Source organism: Acinetobacter sp. AL9 (genome assembly GCF_041464035.1).
Lineage (GTDB): Bacteria > Pseudomonadota > Gammaproteobacteria > Pseudomonadales > Moraxellaceae > Acinetobacter > Acinetobacter towneri.
Genome location: NZ_JAYFSK010000270.1, coordinates 1 through 255, shown reverse-complemented (window position 1 = coordinate 255; position 255 = coordinate 1). Strand labels below are relative to the sequence as shown.

Annotated in this window: 1 pseudogene; it reads left to right on the top strand. The window is 40.4% G+C overall.

From position 1 onward, the window contains the following. Window positions 1-14: 14 nt before the first annotated feature. A pseudogene (locus tag ACEO2X_RS14655) lies at window positions 15-255 on the top strand (IS4/IS5 family transposase); the annotation flags it as partial.

Below are 255 nucleotides of genomic sequence, written 5' to 3'. Positions count from 1 at the left end.
AGGGTTATGTCTTTGTGGCTGACCGTGGCTATAGTCGAGTTCAAACCATTATGCCGACAGTCGATCAAGGCGCTGATGTCATTGTCAGATATACACCGAACTCCATGCCTCTCTATACATTTAATTCAAATAATCAAAAGCTTAAGATTGATTGGCATCAGCAACTTATATCACGGTCTGAGAAAAATCAGGTGATTGAGTGTTATATGATTTTAGGCGATAAGAGGATCAAGGGTTATGTCCATGCGATAGCTA